This window comes from Mesobacillus sp., from assembly GCF_057785455.1.
On record NZ_JBYNSB010000046.1, the window covers coordinates 53440 to 70617 of the forward strand.

17 protein-coding genes, 1 pseudogene and 1 other annotated feature are annotated in these 17178 nt (G+C 43.0%); of the genes and pseudogenes, 9 read left to right on the forward strand and 9 right to left on the reverse strand.

Annotation, left to right across the window (positions count from 1 at the left end):
- Positions 1 to 33 precede the first annotated feature (33 nt).
- Positions 34 to 456: a hypothetical protein gene (locus AC3EBE_RS18470; RefSeq protein ID WP_488596503.1), complete on the forward strand. Its 423-nt coding sequence runs from the start codon at positions 34 to 36 to the stop codon at positions 454 to 456.
- A gap of 57 nt (positions 457 to 513) precedes the next feature.
- Here the strand turns inward: AC3EBE_RS18470 and AC3EBE_RS18475 are convergent, their stop codons facing one another.
- The 6 genes from AC3EBE_RS18475 to AC3EBE_RS18500 form a co-directional block, all read right to left on the reverse strand.
- Entirely contained in the window at positions 514 to 1359 is an 846-nt protein-coding gene (locus AC3EBE_RS18475; protein ID WP_488596504.1) for a PhnE/PtxC family ABC transporter permease, read from the reverse strand.
- On the reverse strand, positions 1356 to 2156 hold the full coding sequence (locus AC3EBE_RS18480; protein WP_488596505.1) for a PhnE/PtxC family ABC transporter permease: 801 nt from the start codon (positions 2154 to 2156) through the stop codon (positions 1356 to 1358). Before AC3EBE_RS18480 ends, AC3EBE_RS18475 begins: the two co-directional genes overlap by 4 nt.
- A gap of 1 nt (position 2157) precedes the next feature.
- Entirely contained in the window at positions 2158 to 2910 is a 753-nt protein-coding gene (locus AC3EBE_RS18485; protein ID WP_488596506.1) for a phosphonate ABC transporter ATP-binding protein, read from the reverse strand.
- Between the two features lie 9 nt (positions 2911 to 2919).
- On the reverse strand, positions 2920 to 3792 hold the full coding sequence (locus tag AC3EBE_RS18490) for a putative selenate ABC transporter substrate-binding protein (protein WP_488596507.1): 873 nt from the start codon (positions 3790 to 3792) through the stop codon (positions 2920 to 2922).
- Positions 3793 to 4019: 227 nt separating this feature from the next.
- Positions 4020 to 5570, reverse strand: a complete 1551-nt coding sequence (locus AC3EBE_RS18495) for an ABC-F family ATP-binding cassette domain-containing protein (protein WP_488596508.1) — start codon at positions 5568 to 5570, stop codon at positions 4020 to 4022.
- 362 nt (positions 5571 to 5932) lie between these two features.
- The gene (locus AC3EBE_RS18500; protein WP_488596509.1) at positions 5933 to 6190 is read right to left on the reverse strand and encodes a hypothetical protein; all 258 of its coding nucleotides are present in this window, start codon (positions 6188 to 6190) and stop codon (positions 5933 to 5935) included.
- A gap of 105 nt (positions 6191 to 6295) precedes the next feature.
- Between AC3EBE_RS18500 and AC3EBE_RS18505 the strand changes: the two genes are divergently transcribed.
- The 4 genes from AC3EBE_RS18505 (at position 6296) to AC3EBE_RS18520 (ending at position 9616) form a co-directional block, all read left to right on the forward strand.
- Positions 6296 to 6538, forward strand: coding sequence for a hypothetical protein (locus AC3EBE_RS18505; RefSeq protein ID WP_488596510.1), 243 nt, complete (start codon positions 6296 to 6298; stop codon positions 6536 to 6538).
- Positions 6539 to 6579: 41 nt separating this feature from the next.
- Positions 6580 to 6794 (forward strand) — a binding site (T-box leader).
- A gap of 71 nt (positions 6795 to 6865) precedes the next feature.
- Positions 6866 to 8296, forward strand: coding sequence for a proline--tRNA ligase (gene proS, locus AC3EBE_RS18510; protein WP_488596511.1), 1431 nt, complete (start codon positions 6866 to 6868; stop codon positions 8294 to 8296).
- A 76-nt stretch (positions 8297 to 8372) separates the two neighbouring features.
- On the forward strand, positions 8373 to 9212 hold the full coding sequence (locus tag AC3EBE_RS18515) for a CPBP family intramembrane glutamic endopeptidase (RefSeq protein WP_488596512.1): 840 nt from the start codon (positions 8373 to 8375) through the stop codon (positions 9210 to 9212).
- Positions 9213 to 9334: 122 nt separating this feature from the next.
- Positions 9335 to 9616: an AbrB/MazE/SpoVT family DNA-binding domain-containing protein gene (locus AC3EBE_RS18520; RefSeq protein ID WP_488596531.1), complete on the forward strand. Its 282-nt coding sequence runs from the start codon at positions 9335 to 9337 to the stop codon at positions 9614 to 9616.
- 37 nt (positions 9617 to 9653) lie between these two features.
- On the opposite strand, the gene arcA is transcribed toward AC3EBE_RS18520, so the two are convergent.
- A complete protein-coding gene (gene arcA, locus AC3EBE_RS18525; RefSeq protein ID WP_488596513.1) occupies positions 9654 to 10886 on the reverse strand; it encodes an arginine deiminase in 1233 nt (410 codons plus the stop codon).
- A gap of 636 nt (positions 10887 to 11522) precedes the next feature.
- Here arcA and AC3EBE_RS18530 point away from each other — a divergent pair.
- Together AC3EBE_RS18530 and AC3EBE_RS18535 are read left to right on the forward strand one after the other, a co-directional pair.
- Positions 11523 to 12713 carry a glycine C-acetyltransferase gene (locus tag AC3EBE_RS18530; RefSeq protein WP_488596514.1) on the forward strand — a complete coding sequence of 397 codons (1191 nt, stop codon included), beginning with the start codon at positions 11523 to 11525 and terminating at the stop codon, positions 12711 to 12713.
- A gap of 213 nt (positions 12714 to 12926) precedes the next feature.
- Positions 12927 to 13886: an L-threonine 3-dehydrogenase gene (locus tag AC3EBE_RS18535; RefSeq protein WP_488596515.1), complete on the forward strand. Its 960-nt coding sequence runs from the start codon at positions 12927 to 12929 to the stop codon at positions 13884 to 13886.
- A 25-nt stretch (positions 13887 to 13911) separates the two neighbouring features.
- Here the strand turns inward: AC3EBE_RS18535 and selD are convergent, their stop codons facing one another.
- Positions 13912 to 14964 carry a selenide, water dikinase SelD gene (selD, locus tag AC3EBE_RS18540; RefSeq protein WP_488596516.1) on the reverse strand — a complete coding sequence of 351 codons (1053 nt, stop codon included), beginning with the start codon at positions 14962 to 14964 and terminating at the stop codon, positions 13912 to 13914.
- Positions 14965 to 15155: 191 nt separating this feature from the next.
- On the opposite strand from selD, the pseudogene AC3EBE_RS18545 reads away from it, so the two are divergent.
- Positions 15156 to 15344 (forward strand): annotated as a pseudogene (locus AC3EBE_RS18545) (Rdx family protein); the annotation flags it as partial.
- A 175-nt stretch (positions 15345 to 15519) separates the two neighbouring features.
- Positions 15520 to 16929, forward strand: a complete 1410-nt coding sequence (selA, locus tag AC3EBE_RS18550; RefSeq protein ID WP_488596517.1) for an L-seryl-tRNA(Sec) selenium transferase — start codon at positions 15520 to 15522, stop codon at positions 16927 to 16929.
- A gap of 42 nt (positions 16930 to 16971) precedes the next feature.
- Here the strand turns inward: selA and AC3EBE_RS18555 are convergent, their stop codons facing one another.
- Positions 16972 to 17115 (reverse strand): small acid-soluble spore protein P, encoded by a 144-nt coding sequence (locus AC3EBE_RS18555; protein WP_207499287.1) that lies wholly within the window; start codon positions 17113 to 17115, stop codon positions 16972 to 16974.
- Positions 17116 to 17178 lie beyond the last annotated feature (63 nt).

Sequence of the window (17178 nt, forward strand, 5' to 3'; positions counted from 1 at the left end):
ATATGAAACAAGCATATGAAGGGGGAGGTTCAAATGAGGATTGAACTTTCAAAGGAACAATATTTGACACTGGTAAAATTGCTGCAGCTCGGAAACTGGCCGCTTGGCCTGACAGAAGCCGACCAGGACCTGGTTGGCAAAGCTGAGGATCTCGAGCAATATATATTTGCCCTGGCCCGAGATTTCGAAGCAGGTGACCAAATTTACTACGATAAAGAAGAAGAGTATTATTATCTTTCAGATTCTCTGAAGGAAACTGTCGAATCAATCATTGATGAGTATGAGGAAGATGTCTTCTGGGACCAGCTTACCCATAAGCTCGCTACCATCGACCTGAAAAGGGAGATTGATATTAATGCCAGTATTGAAGAGAAAATAAACCGGCTTTTCCAGCTAAAAGCACGTTATGAGAAGTATTTTTTGGAGAACGGTCTTAATCGCATCGATCTCCTATAGAACAAAAAATCCGGCCCGTTAATTGGCCGGATTTTTTATCTTAATCTATATGTCCATTCACTTAATAAAGTATCTTGATTTTTCCGAGATATAATCAGCGGCGAATACCAATATTAGATAGCAAATTAAAAGGAGTGACAAATCGGTATAATGGAAAAAGCTCATGCTAAGCTTAAATTGCTGCCCGAGCCCGCCGGCACCGACAAAACCCACGACAATCGTCGTACGCATGATCACTTCCCAACGGTAAAGGATATATGTTAAAAAACGGGGAAGGGCAGAGGGCAGTACACCGTAAAACAAAAGCTGGACTCTGCCTGCACCGCTAGATGCCAAATTCCTCACAGGCCGTGCATCCAGATCCTCAATGACCTCTGCGCAAAGCTTTCCAAGAATACCGAAATTATGAAGTGCGAGAGCGATCGCTCCTGGCAGAAGCCCCGGCTTGAAAATAAAAATAATGATCATTGCCCATACAAGTTCAGGGACTGCACGGGAAAAAACATAAACTCCCCTGATCACGGCAAAGGAAATCCGGCCATGCCATTTTTTATCCAGCGTCAGCGATCCATCCGCCACATTCCTTGCAGCAGGCACTACGGTAAGGAGAGCAGCAATGGTCGCAAACCCTGTAGCCATTATACTCATTATTAACGTATCGAAAGTGAGAGCAAGCGCATTTTTCCAGCTTTCCATGCTCATGAAAGCAGGCCGTTCTTCACCTATTCCAAAAAGCCCCTTAAAAAATTTACTTGCATATGCAGCATTTTGTTCTGTAAACAAAGCTCTTATACTGGCATTTTCCAATGTAAAGATGGATACCCATGAAACTGCAGCAAGGAGAAATAGGACGTAGACGGAGGCAGATACAAATGTGAGCCTTCTCTTTTTGCGTGCTTTCATTGTACCAGCCTCTTTCTCAATTGATTGCTCCAGGAATCAATGATGATCACAAGCAGAATTAAAAAGAACATGAACGTCCAGACCTCATTGTATTGCAGGTCATCAAGGCTCAGCTGGATCTGGTAACCCAGTCCGCCAATCCCGACAAAACTCATGATTGCCGATGACCTGACCGCGCATTCAAATCGATACATAGCATAGCTGGTTATGCTGGCTCTCACCATTGGAAGATAGCCATACCATAAGGTTTGCAATTTTGTTGCACCAGCGGCCTCAAGTGCTTTTATCGGCTCTTGCGGAATATCCTCCAGCATCTCAGCGAAAATCCGGCCAAGAATACCTCCATATGGAATCGCCAGTGCAAATATTGCCGCGAATGGCGACAGGCCGATTGAAGCAACAAAAAGCCATGCCCATACCAGCTCATGGATAGCTCTCATAAATCCAAGCTGGCCACGGAAGAAAGCCTTGGTGAATGTTCTTGTTTTAGAATTTCCGCTTAAAATGCCAGAGGCCGGGATTCCAAAACAGAAGGCGATTATTAACGCCAGACTCATGCCTGCAGCCGCGTAGGAAAGGGTAGTCCAGCTTGATTCAATTGCGAGGAGAAGGATGTCACTTGATAAATCCGGCTGAAAAAGCGCTAAAAATATTTGTCCAGCAGTTGCCAATCCGCCACTATGGATTAATTCTTCGTTCCAGTCTATTGAAAATAAACTCCAAATAAAGAACAAGGAAAGGAGGAGGGTGAGAACCTTTCTCTTATGAAGATCAAACGAAAGCCAGCTCTTCTCCATATCAAGCATTCTCCTTTAGCTTGTATAAGCTGGAGATGCGCTCGCCAGTAACTTCTTTTGATGGAAGGTCAAAGAATAATTTTCCTTCCTTCAAGGCAATCAGTCTGTCAAAATATTTTTTTGCATATTCGACTGAATGCAAGCTGGCAATAAGAGTTTGACTTTCTTCCCGGGCTATATGGACCATAAGCTCGAGTATATCCTCTGCACGAGCCGGATCCAGAGAAGCTACCGGTTCATCCGCCAATACGATTTCGGGCTTCTGTACAATCAGGCGGGCAAGTGCGACACGCTGCTGCTCGCCGCCTGACAGGGAAGATGTTCTTTCATATAGCTTATCCTCCAGGCCAACACGTTTTATAGCATTAATAGCATGGTGTTTTTCCTGCGGAACCAGGAGGGAAATTAAAGATTTCACAATTCCCCAGTCAGCAAGTCTTCCAGCCAATACATTATGGATTACTGGCAGCTCGCCAACCAGGTCAAACTGCTGTCGGATGATTCCTATAACTTTTGCTCTTGTTTTTTGGTCCTTCAAAGCAGAGGAAGGCTGGCCCTTAATATTCATTGTTCCGCTGTCAGGAAAGAGAGTGGAAGCGAGAATGTTCAGGAGAGTCGTTTTACCAGCGCCGCTCGGGCCAATCAAAGCAATCCGTTCACCTTTTTCTACATTAAAAGAAAGGGAAGATAAGGCTATCTTCCGCTCGTAGGTCTTTGTTATATCTTGAAATTTTATGATTTCCTCTACAGGCATGCATTCCACCTACTTGATGATCTTTAGTTCCTTGGCAACCTTTTCGATTGCTTTATAATTGTCATTCTTTGTTTCGATAAAGCTGTCAGTTTGAAGAAGTTTCATGATTTCGTTATCTTCAGCTTTCATGGAAAGAATAGCTTCCTTAATTTTTTCCTTTGTATCCTTATCCATCTTGTTCAGCGTCCAGTTATAATCATAATACTCAGGGGTAGTGTAAAACACCTTTACCTTTGATTCATCGACCTTGCCTTCTTTAACAGCAGCTTCCCATACAGAAATATTCAACGCCCCAGCCTCGAAAGCACCCGATTCGACCAGCTTGTAGGTTTTATCGTGTGAGCCTGAGTAATTCGGTGCGCCATCAAGATCCTTGTCTGGGTTAATACCAGCTTCCATCAGGAAATAACGTGGCATTAAGTGGCCAGAAGTAGAACTTTCGCTTCCGAATGTAAAAGATTTGCCTTTTAAATCTTCCAGCTTATTAACCTCAGAATCTTTTTTGGCAATGAAAACAGATTTGAACTTTTCATCAATTGGCCTCTGAGCGAATGCTTCAGCTTCCGGAACCAAGCTCCTGGCCTGTACTCCAGTAAGTCCACCGAACCATGCAAGATGAATATCTCCGCGTTCAAACGCTGTTACTAGAGCTGAGTAATCCACAGAAGGAACATATTCAACCTTAAGGCCTGTTTTTTCTCCCAGGTCCTTTGCAAAGTCTTCCATGCTCCGATTCAGGTCAGCAGCATTCTGATCGGGAATCGCACCGATTTTGATCGTTTCAGGCTTTGATTGAGATTGTCCTTTATCTTCATTTTCTCCTGAACAGCCAGCCAGGGCGAAAAGGAATAGGACACTAATTAACATTATGACTTTTTTCACAAGACATCACCTTCTATAAATAAATTTTATAACCTTTATAAAATTTATCAATAACCTTGGAATAACTCAATAGTTTTCCGAAATATTTGGTTGGAAAGTGATTCATTAGTTGGAATAGATGACATCCTTCTAGCAGGAGTTTTATTTTTTTATTTGTTTTTCTGAAAATGTGCAGAAATAAATAGTTCACCCCCGCTGGCAAATCCAGCGGGGGTGAATGCATTTTTTTACATTTTCTCAGCCCATTCTTCAACATTCCAGACCTTCGTTACCCAATCTTCATAAAAATCAGGTTCGTGGCTTACAAGGACAATTGTTCCTTTATATGCTTTCAGCGCGCGTTTCAGTTCTGCTTTCGCCGTGATATCGAGGTGGTTGGTCGGTTCGTCAAACAGAAGCCAATTACTCTCGTGCATGAGGAGCTTAGTAAGACGGACTTTTGCCTGCTCGCCACCGCTTAGCTGATTCAATGGCCTGGAGATATGTTCATTCTTCAGACCGCTTCTGGCAAGAGCTGCCCGCACCTGATGCTGATCCATGCTTGGGAATTCGTTCCAGACATCCTCGATTGGAGTAATATTGGCAGCTTTTACTTCCTGTTCAAAATAGGAAGGGAAGAGGAAGTCACCGCGTTCGATTTTTCCGCTCAAGGCAGGGATCTTGCCTAGCATCGTTTTCAATAAAGTTGATTTACCAACACCATTCATGCCGACAATTGCAATCTTTTCTCCGCGCTCGATGGTAACTGACAATTTAGGCAGCAGCGGATGGGTGTAGCCAATCTCAAAATCTGTGCCCTCAAAAACATAACGGCTGCTCGCCCGCGATTCCTTAAATTCAAAGGTTGGCTTAAGCGCTGTTTCAGGACGGTCGATCCGCTCCATGCGGTCAAGCTGCTTTTGGCGGCTCTTGGCACGGCCAGTCGTTGAATAACGCGCCTTGTTTTTCGCAATAAAGTCTTCCTGCTTCTTGATGAATTCCTGCTGCTTTTCATAAGCATTGAGATGCTGATTCTTGTTGATTTCGGCAAGCTCCAGGAATTTTTCGTACGTCGCTGTGTAGCGGGTCAGCTTTGAGAATTCCAGCTGGAAAATAACATTGGAAACCTGGTTCATGAATTCAGTATCGTGGGAAATCAAAATGAAAGCATAAGGATATTCCTTAAGGTACTTTGTCAGCCACTGGATATGCTCCACATCAAGATAGTTTGTTGGCTCATCCAGCAGGAGAACCTTTGGTTTTTCCAGCAATAGTTTGGCAAGCAATACTTTAGTACGCTGCCCGCCGCTTAAAGCCGCAACATCCCGGTCCAGGCCGATCGCATCAAGGCCAAGTCCGCGCCCAGCGTCTTCCACCTCTATATCAAGGGAATAAAAACCGCCGGCATCCAGCGCATCCTGAATCTCAGCCATTTTCTCAAGCAAGACTTCAAGCTCTTCAGGAGAGGCATCGGCCATCTTGCCTGTCACTTCATTCAATTCCTCTTCCTTCTTAAAAAGAGGGAGGAAGGCATCTCGCAGCACATCGCGAATCGTCTTTCCTGGTGTCAAAACCGTATGCTGATCGAGATAGCCATACTCCACACCTGGTGTCCATTCAACTTTTCCGGAATCGTGGATAAGCTGCCCTGTAATGATATTCATTAAAGTTGATTTTCCGACTCCATTCGCACCAACCAATCCAACATGATCCTCAGCTAAAAGCCGGAAGGAGACATCCTTAAAAAGGGTACGGTCGCCAAATGTATGGCTTAAATTTTCTACATTCAATAAACTCATGATAAAAATCCTCGCTTCAATCTATTTTTTCAGTCATTTTCTTAGCATTCACATTTCTTAATCATACTAAAATCTGCACCGTAAGACTAGCTTTTTATAGGGAGGCAGAAATAGTAAACCCAGATTTCAAGAACAAAGGTTTTGCAGAAAGAGAATTACTATTTTTCTTCAAATAATGGGTCCGATTGTCACCAATGAAGCCGAGTGGTGACCAAAAATTCCTGAACGAGGAAAAAAGGGCACCAATAGAGCCGATTTCAAGCTTACTAATTCCTCTATGGTTTATGCAAAAATATAAGTACAGTTCGGGTGAAGGATTAGTTTCATACATAAAAAAACACGCATTCGGGTGCGTGCTTTCATCATCTTCTATTTATAACCATTTGGAAGAAATACAGTAAAATTGAAAATAATATTCCACCGGCAAACAAGATGGTACCAATAGTGAAAAATAGATTATAAAAAGTTTCACGTTTCATTAAATACGTATTCGTTTCTGCCTGGCCGCCATTTGCCATAAGCCACGAGTCAGCCAGTGATTGTCCCCAGCTGCCACTACAAATCATCAAAATCAGCCCTACAAAAGTCCCTGCGGCTGTAATTATCACTTCATTTTTCATTCTTAGCTCTCCTTTTATGAATTTAGACATTAATGGTTGAGCATCATTAAGTATTTTACTATACTTAAAGGAAGATACTTACATTTACAGAATGGATGATTTCTTTTGAGGCTTAACCGTTATATGATTGGTATCGGTACCTTTGCCCTTGTTACAGGGTTATTATATTTAATTGGCTATGTTTTTAAGATTAATTTATTGATTTTCCATCAGTACCATAGTGAATCAGCAGAAGGTTTCACATCAGAATCGAGGTCGCTTCTGCCAATTATCATCGGGCTTGGTGCAGGGTATCTTACAGAAAAATTCTACATCTATAAAAAATATGAATTTAAAAATAAAAATTGACATCTTTTTCTTTTCTATTTATAATCTCTAAAACAATACATACACAAACGTTGACGAGGATCAGTAAATTGGATACGCCTTTTCCAGAGAGGGAGCTGCCAGCTGCAAGGCTCCTATTGGCCGCCATTTGAACCTGCCTCTGAGTCCGGATCGGATATTTTGAAGATCTCGGCGGATCATTTCCGTTATCATTTCGAGTAAAAAGCACTTTTAGCTTTTTGAATTAGGGTGGTACCGCCAGGCCTTGGCCCCTTTTGGGATCAGGGCTTTTTTGCGTTTCCGGACGAAACGTTCAATGAAGAGAAATTTTTAGAATGGGGTGCAAGTATGGCTAAGGAATTTGTAAAAGAAATTACATCGATGGATGACGATTTTGCCCAATGGTACACCGATGTCGTTACCAAGGCTGACTTAATTGATTATTCAAGTGTCAGGGGGTCCATGATTATTCGCCCATACGGCTATTCGCTTTGGGACAATATCAAGAATGAGCTGGATTCACGCATTAAAGAAACAGGCCATGAAAATGTCTACATGCCGCTTTTTATCCCTGAAAGCCTGCTGCAAAAGGAAAAGGATCATATCGAGGGTTTCGCACCTGAGGTTGCATGGGTAACGCATGGAGGTTCTGAGGAACTGGCAGAGCGTTTAGTAGTAAGACCAACATCAGAAGTGCTTTTTTGCGAGCATTACAAAAATATCATCCACTCTTATCGTGATCTTCCTAAACTATATAATCAATGGGCGAATGTGGTGAGGTGGGAGAAGACTACGAGACCCTTCCTGAGAACCCTTGAGTTCCTGTGGCAGGAAGGGCATACTTGCCATGCAACGGATGAGGAAGCACTCGAAGAAACTGTGAAAATGCTTAAAGTCTATGCGGATGTTTGTGAAAACATCCTCGCAATTCCAGTTGTACAGGGCCAGAAAACAGATAAAGAGAAATTTGCAGGAGCAAAGCTTACTTATACAATCGAAAGCCTAATGCATGACGGAAAAGCACTTCAAACCGGAACATCCCACCATCTTGGGGACGGTTTCGCAAAAGCATTTGGCATTCAATTCACAGATAAGGATGGCCAGCTCCAATATGTCCAGCAAACATCATGGGGATTCACAACAAGGGTGATTGGAGCGATGATCATGGTCCATGGTGATGACCGCGGCCTTGTCATTCCGCCGAAAGCCGCACCTACACAGGTAATGATTGTGCCAATTGCACAGCACAAGGAAGGTGTGCTTGACTTTGCCTATGATTTGAAGAATAAGCTCTCAGCTGTGGCACGCGTTGGAATCGATGCCAGCGATAAGAAGCCTGGCTGGAAGTTCAATGAATATGAAATGAAGGGCATCCCTGTAAGACTGGAAGCAGGTCCAAAGGATATTGAAAAAGGGCAAGTGGTTCTGGCGAGGCGGGATACTGGTGAGAAAATCTTCGTTCCCCTTTCAGAATTAGAAACGAAACTTCCAGAACTGCTCGATGACATCCAGCGGAATTTATATAATAAGGCAAAAGCCCACCGCGAGGAGAAAACAACTGCTGCACTGAACTTAGGACAGTTCAAGTCTATTCTTGAAAAAGAAACAGGCTTCATTAAAGCAATGTGGTGCGGAGACAGGGCATGTGAAGATAAAATAAAAGAAGAAACGACAGCAACATCTCGCTGTATTCCATTTGAACAGGAAAAAGTCAGCGACAAATGTGTATGCTGCGGCAATGATGCCGACACAATGGTCCTCTGGGCAAAAGCATATTAATCATAGAAAGCAATCCATCTGTTGGGTTGCTTTTTTTTAAGGATTTCACACCTAATTTAAATAAGGGGGTACATAATTGAAATATTTTTCATTTAATAAAAAACTGTTTCTATCATTGATTGGTTTCTTTGTCCTGAATATTTACTTTAATTTTCTTCCAACAATACTGCCACATAACGATATCTTGCGCTTTTTCCATTTGCTGTTCTTTTTTCCAATAGCCTACCTTGTAGCACAAAAGCTAACAAATAAAGGCCTTGACTTTTATGGGGTCATCTTTTTTAAAGGATGGCTGCGAAACTTGACATTGGGTTTTTCTATTGGTTTTATTTCATGGTCAGTATTGTTCGGTCTTTATTTTTATTTTGGAAAGTATCAATTTATTGGGTTTATTCCTTTTATGGATTCTGCAGCCAATTTAGTCGTTGTCCTTATTGGTTTCGGGATCGGATCGCTGATTAACGACATGATTGTTAGGGGATATGTTATCAATGGGCTTAAGGGCAAGATTCCCGCGCCATACATTTTTCTCCTCTCAGTACTTATCTATACCTTCGATGATATCTGGAATGCTGGATTTAGTTTGCAGAATACGATTTTCTCATTTATATTGGGCTTGAGTTTAACCTACGCTTTCTTTAAGGCCAATTCGATTTGGGTTAATACAGGAATCCACTTTGGTTTAAATGTTCTATACGGCCTGTTTTTCGGTGTATCGCAACAGGTTGGAGGAGGTCTATTTTTATTCAAAGAGCAGCCAGCTGCTCAAGGTATGACTCCATGGCTTTCAACCATTATTTCAGCAGTGATTCTTTTAATCTTATTGGGGCTCAGACGGCAAATTGTTGTGTACCAGCCGATAAATAAGTATATAAGTAAAGAGTCAAAGGAAAGCAACTCAGTTTTCAAATTTTAACAAAAATGCCAATTTTGGAATATAAAATACGCGGACGATTTGATATAATTTATTTGGGCAAGAAATGAACCGCAGACTAGACATCCACATCCCACAAATATGCGACAGGGGAGGATGCAATGATGAAAGCGACAGGAATTGTCCGGAAAACGGACCAGCTAGGCAGGATCGTCATCCCAATGGAATTAAGGAAAAAGCTCGGTATAAGTGAGTATGATCCATTGGAGATTTTTGTGGATGAGGATATGATCATCCTGAAAAAATATCAGCATGAGTTAACATGCATGATAACCGGTACCATCAGCAGCGAAAATTTATTGCTCGCTGGCGGAAAGGTAGTCCTTAGCCGCGAAGGCGCAGATCAGCTGAGACACGAATTGGAAAGCTTTCTCGCTTCAAATTGAACAGCATAAAAAAGCAGTCCTAGGACTGCTTTTTCTGTTATAAATCTTCCCGGTAAATAGGCATGCTCATGCAGCGCGGACCACCCCGGCCCCGAGATAATTCGGAGCTTGGGATTTCGATAACTTCAACACCATTTTGCCTTAAAAGGTCATTTGATACATAGTTTCGGTCATAGGTGACCACTACACCTGGGGCAATGGCCAGTGTATTGGAACCGTCATTCCATTGTTCTCGTGCAGCCGCAATTTCATGTCCGCCTCCACAAGGAATCATCACCAGCTCCTGAAGTTTAAGCACCTCCTTCAGGGTTTCTGAAAGATTACTGCGTTCTTTAATGGACAGTTTTTCCGGATTATCGCTTTTTTCCAGTATATATATCTTCATTCTACCATTCGGGCCCATGATCCCATGGTGAACAGTAAACTTTTCATGGTCAACCATCGTAAAAACTGTATCCAGATGCATATAGGCTCTTAATTTGGGAATCTCCACGGCTACTACTTTCTTTATGGTTCCATTTCTTGAAAAAATCCGCTTCGCCAATTTTTCTATTGCCTGTGCAGAAGTACGGGCACTGACACCAATCGCAATGACCTCCTCACTTAAAACAAGTTCATCCCCGCCCTCAATAGGGTAATACTCGTCCCGTTCATACCAATGAGGAATATCGAAGCCTGAAAACCTTGAATGGTGTTTGATGATAAAGTCCATGAACAGAGATTCTCTCTTTCTTGCACCTTCACACATCTTATTCACAGAAATGCCATTCCCAATTACAGCAGCAGGGTCGCGTGTAAAATATAAATTAGGCATTGGATCCAGGAAAAAGGGATAGTAGTCATCCATAAGCTCGTGCAAATGAATCTTTTTCTCAGGATTGATTTCAGATTTGAGTACTCCTGACATGACCTTGCGAATCATCTCTTCAGTTGAAAAAGATTGCAGATATTCTTCAACTGATTGCCGGGAGCCATTCAAGTTTCTCCGGCTCTCGCTAAGCAGCTGTTCAATAAACTCATTCCGAAGTTCATCTGAATCTATCGCTTCGGTCATCAGCTTCTCCAAATACAATACCTCAACGCCTCGATTTCTTAAAACATCAGCAAAATAGTCATGCTCCTTCTGGACAGCGGGGAGGTATGGGATATCATCGAAAAGAAGCCTTTCAAGATATTTTGGCGTAAGATTCTCAACTTCCTTTCCAGGCCTGTGCAGAACAACAGTTTTTAACTCTCCGATTTCTGATGTTACATGTAAGGGATACTTCATCTAGTCAGCCACCAACTTTTCGTCTCTATTTTTATGAATAAGGAAGGATTTTTCAGTATGTAGAATGAAACTGGATGATCCATTTCCCAGCCATCAACCTGCTAGCTTGCAGACTGGCTCACTTTTCTTTACCCTAATCTTTTGAATGAAACCGGGAATTCTTAAAATAATGCTTTTTTTCGAGAATTCTTCATTAAAGAGGGAAAACTAATACCGTTTCTTTAAGTTTAAGGCTCTGTTAATGCTGAGTGTTGATTTTTAAACCCTGTTGATTAAAGTGGAAGGCGCGAAGACTCCTTCTGGATGAAGCTGGCAGGAGAGACCTAGGTAGAAATGGCCCGAAAAGAAGGGGCCATTTTACCCCGCAGGAGCAAAGCGACGAGCAGGCTCACCGCTCGCCCCGAGGAAAGTGGCGCCTGGAACGAAAATCAACCGCCTAGTTTAACAGAGCAAATTTTTTAAAAAAGAAAGCGTTTTCTGTCCTTCATAGATGTACAGATACAATAAATATGTTAAAGTATATTTATCAACAGCTTATTATGTATGGAGGCAGGAATCATTTGTATGTCCTCTCCAAAAAGACAGTTGTATCAAATATAATTACATGCCCATCTTGCGGCAGAAAGGGGATTTTCGATGTCCAGCAAAGGCTTGGAATTGTTTCTAAATGAAAACCTGGAGGATTTAAAGGGGAAAGGCCTCTATAATGTGATTGATCCTTTGGAAAGCCCAAATGGGCCGGTCATTAGCATTAACGGGAGGGAACTAATAAATCTCTCATCTAATAATTATCTCGGCCTGGCAACTGATGACAGACTGAAAAAAGCAGCTACAGAAGCGCTTGATACATATGGAGTAGGGGCAGGAGCTGTTCGTACAATCAATGGGACTTTAAAGATTCATGTTGAGCTGGAAGAAAAATTGGCCGAGTTTAAGAAAACAGAAGCAGCGATTGCCTATCAATCCGGCTTTATGTGCAATATGGCGGCAATTTCTGCGGTAATGGATAAAAATGATGCGATCCTTTCCGACGAATTGAACCATGCTTCAATTATCGATGGCTGCCGATTATCACGTGCAAAAATCATCCGCTTCAACCATTCCGATATGGAGGATCTGCGCGCCAAAGCAAAGGAAGCAAAAGAATCTGGTCAGTACAATAAAATTATGGTCATCACTGATGGGGTCTTCTCAATGGATGGCGATATAGCGAAACTTCCTGAAATTGTTAAAATCGCAGAAGAATTCGACCTTATTACTTATGTAGATGATGCTCATGGATCAGGTGTTCTCGGCGATGGTGCTGGAACGGTTAAGCATTTCGGCCTTTCAGATAAAGTAGATTTCCAAATCGGTACATTGTCAAAGGCGATTGGAGTTGTTGGCGGCTATGTTGCCGGCTCACAAAAACTCATCGACTGGCTGAAAGTAAGAAGCCGCCCATTCCTATTCTCGACTTCTCTTACACCGGCAGATGTCGCTGCAAGCATAAAAGCCATTGAAATTCTTACAGATAGCACAGAGTTAAATGAAAAACTCTGGGAAAACGCTAATTATCTTAAGGAAGGGCTGAAAAAGCTTGGATTCGATATTGGGTATTCCGAAACTCCGATTACACCATGTATTATTGGCGATGAAGTAAAAACCCAGGAATTCAGCAGGCGCTTGAATGAAGAAGGCGTGTATGCAAAATCAATCGTTTTCCCGACTGTTCCAAGCGGGACTGGCCGTGTCAGAAATATGCCTTCAGCTGCACACACGAAGGAAATGCTTGATAAAGCGATCTCCATCTATGAAAAAGTAGGGAAAGAACTCGGAATCATTTAATATAACTTATGGAATTGATGGTTCGAGGGAATTATTCCGTCGACTGATGGCTGCATGGAAACTTGATAATAAACAACGTGTTTACATGCCCCCGCCAACCAAGTATCAAACAGTTTTAAATACATGATGAAAAACAATGAAAGGACCTGCCAGCATCTATCAAAGCAGGCAGGTCTTTTTTGGGGATCAACCGGACCGGAAGGGGTACATAGAATGAAAAAGATTTTAATCACTGGCGCACTCGGCCAAATCGGATCAGAACTGACTGGCAAGCTGCGTTCTATTTACGGCCAAGACAATGTAATTGCAACAGATATCAGAAAAACCGATTCAGAAGCGGCAACAAATGGACCTTTTGAAATCCTGGACGTCATGGACGCCAAATCAATGGCTCAAATTGCGGAGAAATATCAGGTTGATACGATCATGCACATGGCAGCATTATTATCTGCTACGGCAGAAGCCAAACCCCAGTTTGCCTGGAATCTGAATATGGGCGGCCTGATGAACGCGCTTGAAACAGCAAGGGAGCTTAACTGCCAATTCTTTACGCCTAGCTCAATTGGAGCATTTGGACCAAGTACACCAAAGGATAATACTCCTCAGGACACTATCCAGCGACCAACAACGATGTACGGAGTCAATAAGGTTGCCGGCGAATTGCTGGCCGACTATTATTTCCATCGTTTTGGAGTTGATACAAGGGGCGTGAGATTCCCGGGCTTAATATCTTATGTAGCTCCTCCAGGGGGAGGAACGACTGACTATGCTGTCGAAATTTATTACGAAGCAATTAAAAATGGCAAGTATAGCTCATACATTGGTGAAGGAACATACATGGATATGATGTATATGCCCGATGCATTGGATGCGATCGTTAATCTGATGGAAGCAGATCCTTCGAAGCTGATTCACCGAAACGCATTTAATGTAACTGCGATGAGCTTTGCCCCTGGAGAGATAGCCGCTGAAATCAAAAAGCATATTCCTGGTTTCGAGCTTTCTTACGAAGTGGACCCAGTGCGCCAGGCGATTGCTGACAGCTGGCCAAATTCAATTGACGCTTCTGCAGCTGTCAAGGAGTGGGGATTCAAGGCGAAATATGATCTTTCCAGCATGACAGCGGACATGCTTGAGAAGCTTCGGAATAAGCTCCAAACAAACCCATTATAAAACAAAAAGGTGAAATCATATGATTTCACCTTTTTACATAAATCAGTTTGTCCTTCTTGTCAGTAACCCTGCCAATTATTGCCGCATGCTTCAAACCATGTTTTTTCAGCGCTTCCACATAATCAGCTGCTTCCTGTTCAGGAAGTGAGACAAGCAACCCGCCGGAAGTGATCGCATCACAGAGGACAAACTGTTCCTCCAGCGATATTTCCTGATACGCCACATCTTCTTCCAGCCATTTATGATTCGATTTTGAGCCGCCTGGCACAACACCTTTTGCTGCCAGCTCGTAGGTACCGTCCAAAACAGGTACCTGGGAAAGATTAATTTCAAAACTCACTTCGCTTCCCCGGGCTATTTCGCTTCCATGTCCGAGCAGGCCAAAGCCTGTTACATCTGTCACAGCATGCGGGTGGAAGTTTTTCAGAGCTTCAGCTGCCGATTTATTGAGGAGAGCCATTGTTTCGGTGACTTCCTCTTCCTGTTGTGGCGTGACTGCGCTTCTCTTAATGCCCGTGGTCATGATTCCCACTCCGATTGGCTTAGAGATTACCAGTACATCTCCTGGTTTTGCCCCAACATTTTTCCAAATACGATCTGGATGTGCTAGACCTGTGACTGATAATCCGAATTTCGGTTCCTGGTCATCAATTGAATGTCCCCCAACGGTAACCGCACCAGCTTCCTTTACTTTATCACTGGCACCGCGAAGAATTTCAGCCAGCAAATCAGGTCCGAGCTTTTTAACCGGATATCCGACAATATTCAGGACAGTTTTCGGTTCTCCTCCCATGGCATAAACGTCACTTAATGCATTGGCCGCGGCAATCTGGCCAAACATATAAGGATCATCAACTATAGGAGTAAAATAATCTATTGTCTGGATCAGAGCGATATCTTCGGTTAATTTGTATACGCCTGCATCATCGGAAGTCTCATGGCCGACAAGCAGCTCGGGAACTGGCTCCTGCACTGGTAATAGACGCAAAACTTGCGTCAAGTCCTCTGGACTGATTTTGCAGCCTCAGCCAGCTTTTGTTGATAGAGAAGTCAGACGGATTTTTTCATGTTCACTCAACGATTATCACCTCAACTTGAAGTATACTCTTTCTTAATTTCAAAATCATCCTTGAGCTTCTATTATTTGCATCGAGATCAAGTTTACACTAAAATGACAGTAAAAACATAAGAAGCAGCGTACAGGGGGTTGAACATATGAATACATATCAGATTACTGTTAAGTTTTGCATGCAATGAAACTATGCACCCAAAGCCGCGAGTTTCGCGGAAGAGCTATTCACACATTTTCGCAGCCAGATCGAAAAGATGGAACTAGTGCCAGCATCCAAAGGGGCATTTGAAGTAACAGTAAATGACAAATTGTTATATTCCAAACTTGATACTGGAGTTTTTCCAGATACCGATGAAATCATCAAACAAATGGAAGCAGCAAACTAAGCCTGGCAACCGCCAGGCTATTTCTTTACCGCGTCACCGTGCCGGGGGTCAGACCCCCGGCGCGTTGACGCGGTGATGCATGTGGGACTTCTCACTGATTTCACAGGATTGAAAAACTCTCATCAGGCTAAGAATGATATAATTGACGAATGAGTTTTTAGTGGGGGTCATCGGGATGAAACACTTATTAAGACTGCTGCCTGCAGTCCATGAACTGCAGAAGGATCAGCGTTTTCATGAGCTTGTAGGGCAGAATGGCATTGACGAGAATCACTTAACTGACATTACAAAACAAATACTTACCAAAATCAGAGAACAAATTATAGAAGAAAGCTGGGCAGGCCATGAACCTGGCTCAAGATTGTTCATTGATGAATTATTCAATTTTGTAGAGGAAGCTTTGGTAAAACAGCTGGAATACACGCTGAAACCAGTGATAAATGCCGCCGGGACAATCCTGCATACCAATCTTGGCAGGGCGAGGCTGAGTGACAATGCCATTCATCATGTTGTAGAAACTGCCAGGAATTATTCCAATCTGGAATATAAGCTCCAGGAGGGAGAGCGCGGATCCCGGCACAGCCATGTAGAAGCCCTTATAAAGGAAGTTACCGGGGCAGAAGCAGCAATGGTTGTCAATAACAATGCAGCGGCTGTGTTCTTAATCCTGAGTGCGCTGGCAAAAGACCAGGAAGTGATTGTTTCCCGCGGCCAGCTGGTTGAAATAGGAGGATCTTTCAGAATCTCTTCCATCATGGAGGAGAGCGGGGCAAAACTTGTTGAAGTTGGTACTACCAATAAAACGCATCTGCATGACTACCAGGATGCGATCACAGAAAATACTGCAATGATTCTAAAGGTTCATACAAGCAACTTTAAAATCATGGGATTTACCAAAACAGTTGAAACTAAAGATCTCGCAGAACTTTCTTCCAAGCATGACGAGCTGGTCTTTTATGAAGATCTCGGCAGCGGTGTACTGTACGATTTCAAACAGCACGGAATTGGGGAGGAACCAGTGGTCAGCGATGTACTGAAAATGGGAGCGGACATTGTATCCTTTAGTGGAGACAAGCTTCTCGGAGGTCCCCAAGCTGGCATCATTGCCGGAAAAAAAGAGTTAATCTCCCGACTTAAAAAGCATCAGCTTGCAAGGGTTGTAAGGGTTGATAAGATGACCCTGGCAGCACTGGAAGGAACATTGCTCGATTATTTTAAAGGGGAGAAGGGAAGAAACAACATTCCAACTATCAGGGATTTGCTTGTTCCGTTAAAAAAACTCCAGCAAAGGGCAGAACAATTCGCCAACAAATTAAATGAGCTGGATCCGGCTTTCAAAGCACATGTTATCAAAGGCACCAGCCAGGTTGGGGGCGGGACGATGCCAGAAGTTCTTCTGCCAGCCTTCATTGTAACGGTAAAGCATGATACGCTGGACGCTGAAGTCATTGCAAGAAAGCTTCGAACTGAAACAACACCGCCAATTATTGCCCGCATTCAGCAGGAAGAAGTCTATTTTGATCTGCGGACGGTTTCTGATGAAGAGGAACCCCTCATTATGAATGCACTTTTATTGCTAAGATAAGAGCTTTTAAAGAAAGGCTGCCAATTGGCAGCCTTTCATCTTTTAAAAATCATGTCCTGAGTTGTGCTTCTGGCGGGTATGGTTGCGGTTTTTAACCTTCTTAGAACCGCTTAAAGGAGCCGGCTGGCTGTCCTGGTCACCCTTTGGTGCATTTTTTCGCATATCCTTGGAATCGTTTTTGTTCATTGGCTCATCCCTCCTGATTTTAGCTTTAGATTTTCAAGCGAATTTATACTGAATAATTTCAGC